The following is a 7,921-nucleotide window of genomic DNA, read 5'->3' on the forward strand; positions in this document are numbered from 1 at the left end:
TATACTAAGAATTCATTACGTCATATAGCTCAAGAAACTTCGTGTTGAATTCACCGCTAACAAATTTTTCATGATTTAATAGCTTTTGGTGAAAAGGAATAGTGGTCGCAACGCCATCGATAACAAATTCATCTAACGCGCGCTTCATTCGTTCAATAGCTTCCTCACGAGTTGGCGCATGAACAATCAATTTAGCCACCATTGAATCATAGTAAGGTGGGATTGCATAGCCCGGGTATGCAGCAGAGTCTACGCGCACTCCGTAGCCGCCTGGCGGCAAGTACATTTGAATCGTACCTGGTGATGGCATAAAGTTTTTCTCTGGGTTTTCTGCGTTGATTCGGCACTCAATTGCCCATCCGTTAAATGTCACTTCTTCTTGCGTAAACGGTAAAGTTTCACCATTTGCCACTTTGATTTGTTCTTTAATTAAGTCAACTCCTGTCACCATCTCTGTAACAGGATGTTCTACTTGGATACGCGTATTCATTTCCATGAAGTAAAATTTGTTTTCACGGTAATCATAAATGAATTCCACGGTTCCGGCTCCTGTGTAATTAACGGCTTGCGCGGCTTTAACAGCAGCGTCGCCCATTAATTCACGCGTTTTTTCGTCTAACGCTGGAGAAGGTGTTTCTTCAATTAATTTTTGAAGACGGCGTTGAATCGAGCAATCACGCTCTCCTAAATGTACAGTATTTCCATGAGAATCAGCCAACACTTGGATCTCAACGTGACGGAAATCCTCAATGAACTTCTCAATGTACACACCAGGGTTACCGAAAGCTGTAGCAGCTTCTTGCTGCGTAATTGTAATACCTTTAATAAGCTCTTGTTCATTTTTCGCAACGCGGATTCCTTTTCCTCCGCCTCCTGCCGTTGCTTTAATAATAACAGGATAGCCAATGTCATTAGCGATTGACATACCGTCTTCTACTGACTCTACAATTCCAGTTGAACCAGGAACAATTGGGACACCGGCTTCACGCATCGTTTCTCTCGCTACGTCTTTTGTTCCCATTTTGTTAATGGCTTCAGGACTTGGTCCTACAAATGTAACGTTACACTCTCTGCATAGCTCTGCAAAATCAGCGTTTTCAGCTAAAAAGCCGTATCCAGGGTGAATGGCGTCACAGCCCGTTAGCATCGCAACGCTCATGATGTTTGTAAAGTTTAAATAGCTGTCTTTAGATGACGTTGGTCCAATACAATACGCTTCGTCTGCTAATTGTACATGCAAAGATTCGCGATCAGCTTGAGAATGAACAGCTACTGATTCTACACCTAACTCTTTACACGCTCGAATAATTCGAACCGCAATTTCTCCTCGATTCGCAATTAATAGCTTTTTAATCATATTTACCGCTCCTTATTCAGGCTTTACTAAGAAAAGAGGTTGACCGTATTCTACAAGTTGTCCATTTTCAACTAATACGTCAACGATTTCACCTTTAACTTCTGCTTCGATTTCATTAAATAATTTCATTGCTTCTACGATACATACAACCGAATCTTTTTGTACTTTATCTCCAGGCGTTACGTATACATCTGTTTCTGGCGATGATGACGCATAGAATGTCCCTACCATTGGAGATGTAATTTTATGTAAGCTTTCATCAACCGCTGGGGCCGCTTGTTCTTCTTTTGGCTGTGCAGACTGTGCTGCCGGGGCTGGCGCTGGAGCCGCTGCTGCCTGCGGTGCAGGTGCTGCCACTTGTTCAGGTGCCGAAACCACTACTTGTTGCGCTTGTTTGGAAACAATTGCGTCTTTTTTCTTCATCTTGATTTTGGAGCCTTCGTGCTCATAGGTGAACTCCTCGATTGATGATTGATCAACTAGTTTAATGATCTCACGGATCTCTTGAATTTTTAACATATTGAACACTCCTACCTCATGAAAATAGAATTCTCTACAATGTTAATAATACGATAAATGGCTACAGCCATTCAATTCGTTTGGCAAACATTAAAAAGAAGTTCCACTTACTCTATAATAACTTTTTAGCGTTATCGTTTTATAAATGGAAACATAGCTTTACAGATGACAATACGTATGAAAACATTTGTCACCTAGTACTAATATAAGATTATGAAACCTATTATAACCGAAGTAAAAAAAGAAAGCCATGTTAAAATTTTTACCGTCTCGCTTAGATTTTAGTCATTTCATAAAAAAAGAAGTGTAAACAACCCCAATTTGCGGCTGTTCTACACTTCTTTTATTCCCTTTATTTAGTTGGCTGAAACTCTACCGCTACTTCTTTTGGCCCCATTTCTTTTTTGACTAGCTGAATGATTTGATTTGCTTTTGTTTTTGAGTGTTTTTCTGTCTTAACGGTAATTTGCACTTGTTTTCCATCTGCTCTTACTAGCGCGTCGCTGTATCCTTTTGCTTTAATTAATGTTTCCAGCGTTGCTTCTTTTTCACCAAGCTTTGATAATTCATCGATTTTATCCATCGCTTTGCTTACTTCTGCAGGCGTCACATTTTTTGATGCCGCTACTTCCTGATACTCTTCTTTCAGCTGACTTCTTTCATCATTTAATTCCAAGCGAAGCGCCGTAAATAGCTCATCGCTATCTGTACTTGATACAACCGCTGATTCTTTTGCATTTTTAGCCGTTTCCTTCTTTACATCTTCTGCTGAGCCTTCAGTTTTTGAATCTTCTTTTGTTCCTGATTTCTCATCTGCCTGTTGTTTTGTATCTTCTGCAGGAGCCTTGTCATCAGCCTGCTTTTCGTTTTGTTTTTCATTGTCTACTAGCGCAACATTACTCTGAGGATTTTCTGGCGTTGTCATATAGTACACCGATAACACAACAACTAAACTTAACATTGTTAATAACCAAACCGTTTGCTTTTTTAATAACATATTCATTTCCCCCTCATCCTTTTTTCGCTAATACTGCTACTCTATGACTTGGTATATCGAGCGCTCTTGTCACGGCTTCAATAATAGATTTCTTTACCTCGATATTATCAGCTCCTTTAGCGACAACTAACACACCTCTTACTTTTGGCTTTTCGGTTTTAACTACAACAGGCTTTTCTTGTTCTCCACTTCTTACAATGACCAGCTGTTCATCTGTTGAGGAATCTTCAACTTTACGAGTCCCTCCTTCACGGTCCGTTTCGTTGGTGGTTTGCGATTTTGTCACGCTGTTTTTTTCATATATTTTGGATTCTGTTGCATCTAGGTTCACAATTACTTTTACCTTACTTACGCCTCTAACTTGATCCAAAATATCTTTCAATTCTTCCTCATACCGCTCTTCATAACCTGTCATCGTTGTTGTCTTTTTGGAGCTAAAAGCGGGAACATCCTGTGATACCGGTGGTGCGCTGGTTTCTTTGCTTGCACTCTTTAATAATCCGCCTGAATTCATAGATGTTGTGAGTGAGTTGCTAAATACCATAAAGATAACGCCTGCTGCTAGTAAAATGCCTATATACATTAACTTTGAAGGTTTCTTCGTAGTTGATGACTGTTTAAGTGAAAAGAACCGCTGAAAAAATGATGGGTCACCTTTTTCTGGTTTTTGACTCATTTCGTGTCTCCCTCCTCCATATTCACAACAACTTGGCCTTGTTTTACATCCCATTTTGCTGCTAAATAGTTGGATAATTTCTTGGATTCTGTTGGTTTGTTTGTTTCGATCGGTGTGGAGGTATCAATAGAAATAATTTTCACAGCTGAAACAACCTCGGAATCATCCGATGCTTTTTTACTTACGGCAACTGAAATGGATTTAATATTATCAGCGGTAGGTTCGTCGTTCGGCTTTTTTGTTTCAATGTGAATTCGATCAATTGCTACACCATACTGATCCATCAACTCCTCTTTTACATCTGCCTCCATTTGGACAGCCATTTGTTCTAAAATATATGCACGTTGTGAAGCTTGTATTTCTTTTTTCTGATTTTCTATTGAATTTTCTACCTGCTGATCGGATCGAATAGATGATAAGCTAAGTGATTTCAGCATTTGATTAACATCCACTTTAAAAATTTGAAAAACGGGTGTAATAATAATCAGCATCAAAAGAAGTCCAACCACCAGCTTCGTATACTTTTGAAAACTAGAATTGGGCAACAGTAAATTAATAATGGTAGCTAATAAGATAAAAAGAACGATATTAGTAATCCACGTCGTTAAGGCCTGCAATTTCTTCACCTCACCATCATTGTGACGTTGCTCGCTGTAATGATGACCGTTAAACATAAGAAAAACATGAGCGAGACAACCGCAAGCGCCGCAAAAATATAGATGACGCTTTTGCTGATAATGCTCAAGCAGGAAATAACCGGTCCTCCTCCAATGGGTTGAAGAAGAGCTGCTGCTAGCTTATAGATAAAAGCGAGCGTTAACACTTTAATAGCCGGAAACGCGACGATTAACAGTAAGACTGCTACTCCAGCAATCCCTACTGAATTCTTTAATAGAAGCGAGGCACTGATGACTGTATCAGCCGCATCTGTGAACACACGCCCTACAACAGGTATAAAGTTCCCTGTGACAAACTTTGCCGTTCGAATCGTAATACCGTCAGCAACAGCTGATGTGGCACCTTGAACGGACAGCACACCTAAAAAGACGGTTAAGAATATTCCAAGCACGCCAATGCTTATATTTCTTAACAGCTGAGCAAGCTGTGTAACCTTATGCTCATCTGAAATCGTACTCACAATGCTAAGCAGTGCTGAAAGAAAAAGTAACGGCATCACTACGTATTGAATAAGCAAACCGCTTGTGTTCATTAAAAACAAAATCATCGGATGAAAAAAGGCTGCCGATACAACTCCTCCTGATGATGCCATTAAGGCAAGCAGCAGCGGCACCAGAGCTAAAATAAATTTAGTCATGGTCTCAATCGCTCCCGTTGCATAAGAGATAGCAATCTGAAAGCTATTAAGAGCAATGATGATCAAAACCATATATACAAGCGCATACGCTACTTTACTTACGGTTTGCTGATTAAACGCACTTTGGAGCGTTTGCAAAAACACGCTAAAAACCGTTAGCATAATGAGCGTACCGAGGAGCTTTCCATTCGCTAATACTTCGTGAAATAAAAACTTTACAAGACCTCCTAGCCATTCTTTAAGAGAGAACTCTTTTTCTCCTTTTAAAAAATCGACTAAACTTCCCTTCTGACTCTCGGGTAAAAAGCCGCCGTATTGGGTAATAATATCGTCCCAAAACTGTTTGACTTCATCGATACCGAGCTTATCAATTTGTTCATTGACAAGTTCTTGCTGCTTCGGGGGTTCGGAAGCTTGTACATTTTCTGGAAAGAAAAAAAAGAGGAACAAAAGAAGAGCGAGTATATTCACTTTAAACGTCCACCGCTTCATTTCGTCACCTCATATTAAGTAAAATTAATTGGGCAGCATTGAAATAATCGTTTCAATAATGACCGTCAAAATAGGAATTGCCATGGAGAGAATCAGCACTTTTCCACCTAATTCAATTTTGGAAGCAATGGCACCTTGTCCTGCATCTTTCGTAATTTGAGCACCAAATTCGGCGATATAGGCAATACCAATGATTTTCAAAATGGTTTCCACATAAATCATGTTAACGTGGGCATTGATCGACAGCCGCTCAACCATCTTAATAATCTCGTAGATTTGATCAATTAAAAAAAGAAAGATCACGGATCCCACGAATACGACAAGTAAAAAAGCAATAGGTGATTTATGTTCTTTTAAAATAAGTGCCAAAAATGTCGCTACTAATCCTAAGCCCACAATTTGAAGCATTTCAATGGCAAATCACCCCTCTACCCTTGAAATAAAAAAACCGATTTGATTTTTTGAAATAAGTCCTCCACAATCGAAGCAACCATAAATAAAATATAAATAAAACCGATGAGGGTAACCCAATTCGCGTAATCTTTTTTTCCCATCTGTTCGAGTACGGTGACTAAAAAAGCTACGACGATACCAATCCCAGCAATCTGAAAAATGGTGTTCATATCAATTCCCACATTCAATCCTCCTCCATCGCTACATCAATAGGATGACCAGTAGCAATCCAGATAGAAAGCCCAAACTTTTAACCATTTTTTCATAGCGATTCTGCTTATCAACTGCATCTTGTTCTTCGCGTTCGAGATGGTTCAGCGTCAGCAAGATATGCTTTTGCTGCGAATAACGATCATGCTGACCAAGCGTTTCACCAAATTGTTTTAAGATTTCTAGTTCTCCTGTTTTAAGTGCGGTTTGTTTCCAAAATTGATCCAACGTCTTTTCCCAAGCTTCCTTGACACTTTCAGTACCTTCTTTTAATTTCATTGAAAACTCGCTAAATAAAGAAGCTAAAGGGTTAGGAAGCTGTAAAGATAACAAATGAGCAACTTCTTGAAGAGGCCGGTTGCTGTACATAATTTCTGCTTCTAACGACCGAAGAGCCGTTTTTAATTGCCTGAGCTGCCTAGGTCTTTCGCTAAGCTGCTTTGCAAACTCAAATCCTGTGTAAGTGGAAGCAAATAAGATAAAGATGGCACCAAACAGTTTCATACACCATCATCCTTTACTATTTTCAATAAGCGACTTTTCAGCGGTCGTTTTCATGGAGTTATAATGCTCATCATAGATAGCCTGAAGTGTTCCAGGACCTCGGCTGTTCGATAGCACAACATACCTTTTAAATACGTGAAGTTTCATTAAAGCTTGCAAAGTGGGACGCTTCATTAAATCGTCAATGTCATACCCATGAACAGTCATAATGACACGAACGCCAGCATTAACGGCTTCAAGTACGGCCTTACAATCTTCTTCACTTCCAACTTCATCCACGATCAGTACATCGGGACTCATGGAGCGAATCATCATCATCATGCCTTCAGCTTTTGGACAGCTATCTAATAAATCCATTCTAGATCCAAATGTATGCTGAGGAACTCCTTTAACAGCCCCAGCAATTTCTGATCGTTCATCTACAATCCCTACTTTAAACGGAGGAATCTTAGAGCGCTCTATGCCAGTACTTATTACTCTGGCTAAATCACGAATCATGGTTGTTTTTCCTGTTTGCGGAGGTCCTATAATGACCGTACTTTGCCAATAACGATTGTATAAAAAAGGAATAAGCTGATTCGAAATGCCAATCTTTTGTTTAGCAATCCGGATATTAAAGGATGATACATCTCGAATCACACGAACCTGTCCATTTTCCGTTACAACTTTTCCCGCTAGTCCAACCCGGTGTCCGCCTTCAATGGTGACATATCCTTTTTTTAATTCTTCTTCAATCATATAAATCGAAAACTGGCTTAATTTATTTAAGATAAATAAAGCATCTTCTGCACTTGGAAGATACGATTCGAAATAAGGCTGATTGTTGATTGTAAATTCGATAGGTCTTCCTATGCGCACTCGAATTTCTTCTAGTACATGAGAATGGTTTGTGACATAAAATTCAACAGTCTTTTTTAAATTAGGCGGAAAAATTGCAAGTATTTCGTTTAACATATTCATCCCCTCATATTTGAACTCATTTCAATGTATTATGAGCTTGACCATTTTATGCCTACCTTTTATTTAAAAACACCGATTAAAATGAAGAGCACCCCTATTACAATCATGATTAATTTTCCAAAAGATAATTGATCTGCTACGGACACTAAACCAATGGTGAAAGAACTCACCATCACAATCGGACCAACAAGCGCTAGCATTCCATTAATCATTAATGCTTTTTTCACATCATTGTTTGTTACAATTAAAATAGCGGCAATAAACTCAATAAATGAAGAAATAAATCGAAGGCACGCCATCGTTAATACCGTACCGTTTAAATGATCCAACCACTGCTTCATAAGCCCCTCCTATATCTCTGCGTTGTTTAGTACAACCTATGCAAAATAAGGAAGGGTTAGCACCAAAAAAACACACAAAAAAAAGGCAGAGAATAGA

Annotated in this window: 11 protein-coding genes; all 11 read right to left on the reverse strand. The window is 39.1% G+C overall.

What is annotated here, in order from left to right; genetic code table 11:
- Positions 1 to 4 precede the first annotated feature (4 nt).
- The gene (gene accC / locus N178_RS22755; RefSeq protein ID WP_045295097.1) at positions 5 to 1,357 is read right to left on the reverse strand and encodes an acetyl-CoA carboxylase biotin carboxylase subunit; all 1,353 of its coding nucleotides are present in this window, start codon (positions 1,355 to 1,357) and stop codon (positions 5 to 7) included.
- A 12-nt stretch (positions 1,358 to 1,369) separates the two neighbouring features.
- On the reverse strand, positions 1,370 to 1,876 hold the full coding sequence (gene accB, locus N178_RS22760) for an acetyl-CoA carboxylase biotin carboxyl carrier protein (protein WP_029714777.1): 507 nt from the start codon (positions 1,874 to 1,876) through the stop codon (positions 1,370 to 1,372).
- Between the two features lie 352 nt (positions 1,877 to 2,228).
- On the reverse strand, positions 2,229 to 2,879 hold the full coding sequence (locus tag N178_RS22765; protein ID WP_224357768.1) for a SpoIIIAH-like family protein: 651 nt from the start codon (positions 2,877 to 2,879) through the stop codon (positions 2,229 to 2,231).
- Between the two features lie 7 nt (positions 2,880 to 2,886).
- A complete protein-coding gene (gene spoIIIAG / locus N178_RS22770; RefSeq protein ID WP_013084996.1) occupies positions 2,887 to 3,549 on the reverse strand; it encodes a stage III sporulation protein AG in 663 nt (220 codons plus the stop codon).
- Positions 3,546 to 4,166 carry a stage III sporulation protein AF gene (gene spoIIIAF, locus N178_RS22775; RefSeq protein WP_045295099.1) on the reverse strand — a complete coding sequence of 207 codons (621 nt, stop codon included), beginning with the start codon at positions 4,164 to 4,166 and terminating at the stop codon, positions 3,546 to 3,548. Before spoIIIAF ends, spoIIIAG begins: the two co-directional genes overlap by 4 nt.
- 5 nt (positions 4,167 to 4,171) lie before the next feature.
- A complete protein-coding gene (gene spoIIIAE / locus N178_RS22780; RefSeq protein ID WP_013059149.1) occupies positions 4,172 to 5,356 on the reverse strand; it encodes a stage III sporulation protein AE in 1,185 nt (394 codons plus the stop codon).
- Between the two features lie 24 nt (positions 5,357 to 5,380).
- Positions 5,381 to 5,764: a stage III sporulation protein AD gene (spoIIIAD, locus tag N178_RS22785; protein WP_013059150.1), complete on the reverse strand. Its 384-nt coding sequence runs from the start codon at positions 5,762 to 5,764 to the stop codon at positions 5,381 to 5,383.
- A gap of 20 nt (positions 5,765 to 5,784) precedes the next feature.
- The gene (spoIIIAC, locus tag N178_RS22790) at positions 5,785 to 5,991 is read right to left on the reverse strand and encodes a stage III sporulation protein AC (RefSeq protein WP_013059151.1); all 207 of its coding nucleotides are present in this window, start codon (positions 5,989 to 5,991) and stop codon (positions 5,785 to 5,787) included.
- Positions 5,992 to 6,010: 19 nt separating this feature from the next.
- Positions 6,011 to 6,523: a stage III sporulation protein SpoIIIAB gene (spoIIIAB, locus tag N178_RS22795; RefSeq protein ID WP_028411597.1), complete on the reverse strand. Its 513-nt coding sequence runs from the start codon at positions 6,521 to 6,523 to the stop codon at positions 6,011 to 6,013.
- Between the two features lie 6 nt (positions 6,524 to 6,529).
- The gene (spoIIIAA, locus tag N178_RS22800; RefSeq protein WP_045295101.1) at positions 6,530 to 7,477 is read right to left on the reverse strand and encodes a stage III sporulation protein AA; all 948 of its coding nucleotides are present in this window, start codon (positions 7,475 to 7,477) and stop codon (positions 6,530 to 6,532) included.
- A gap of 65 nt (positions 7,478 to 7,542) precedes the next feature.
- Complete coding sequence (locus N178_RS22805; protein WP_028411599.1) at positions 7,543 to 7,824, reverse strand: YqhV family protein; 282 nt, start codon at positions 7,822 to 7,824, stop codon at positions 7,543 to 7,545.
- Positions 7,825 to 7,921 lie beyond the last annotated feature (97 nt).

The organism is Priestia aryabhattai B8W22, from assembly GCF_000956595.1.
Lineage (GTDB): Bacteria > Bacillota > Bacilli > Bacillales > Bacillaceae_H > Priestia > Priestia aryabhattai.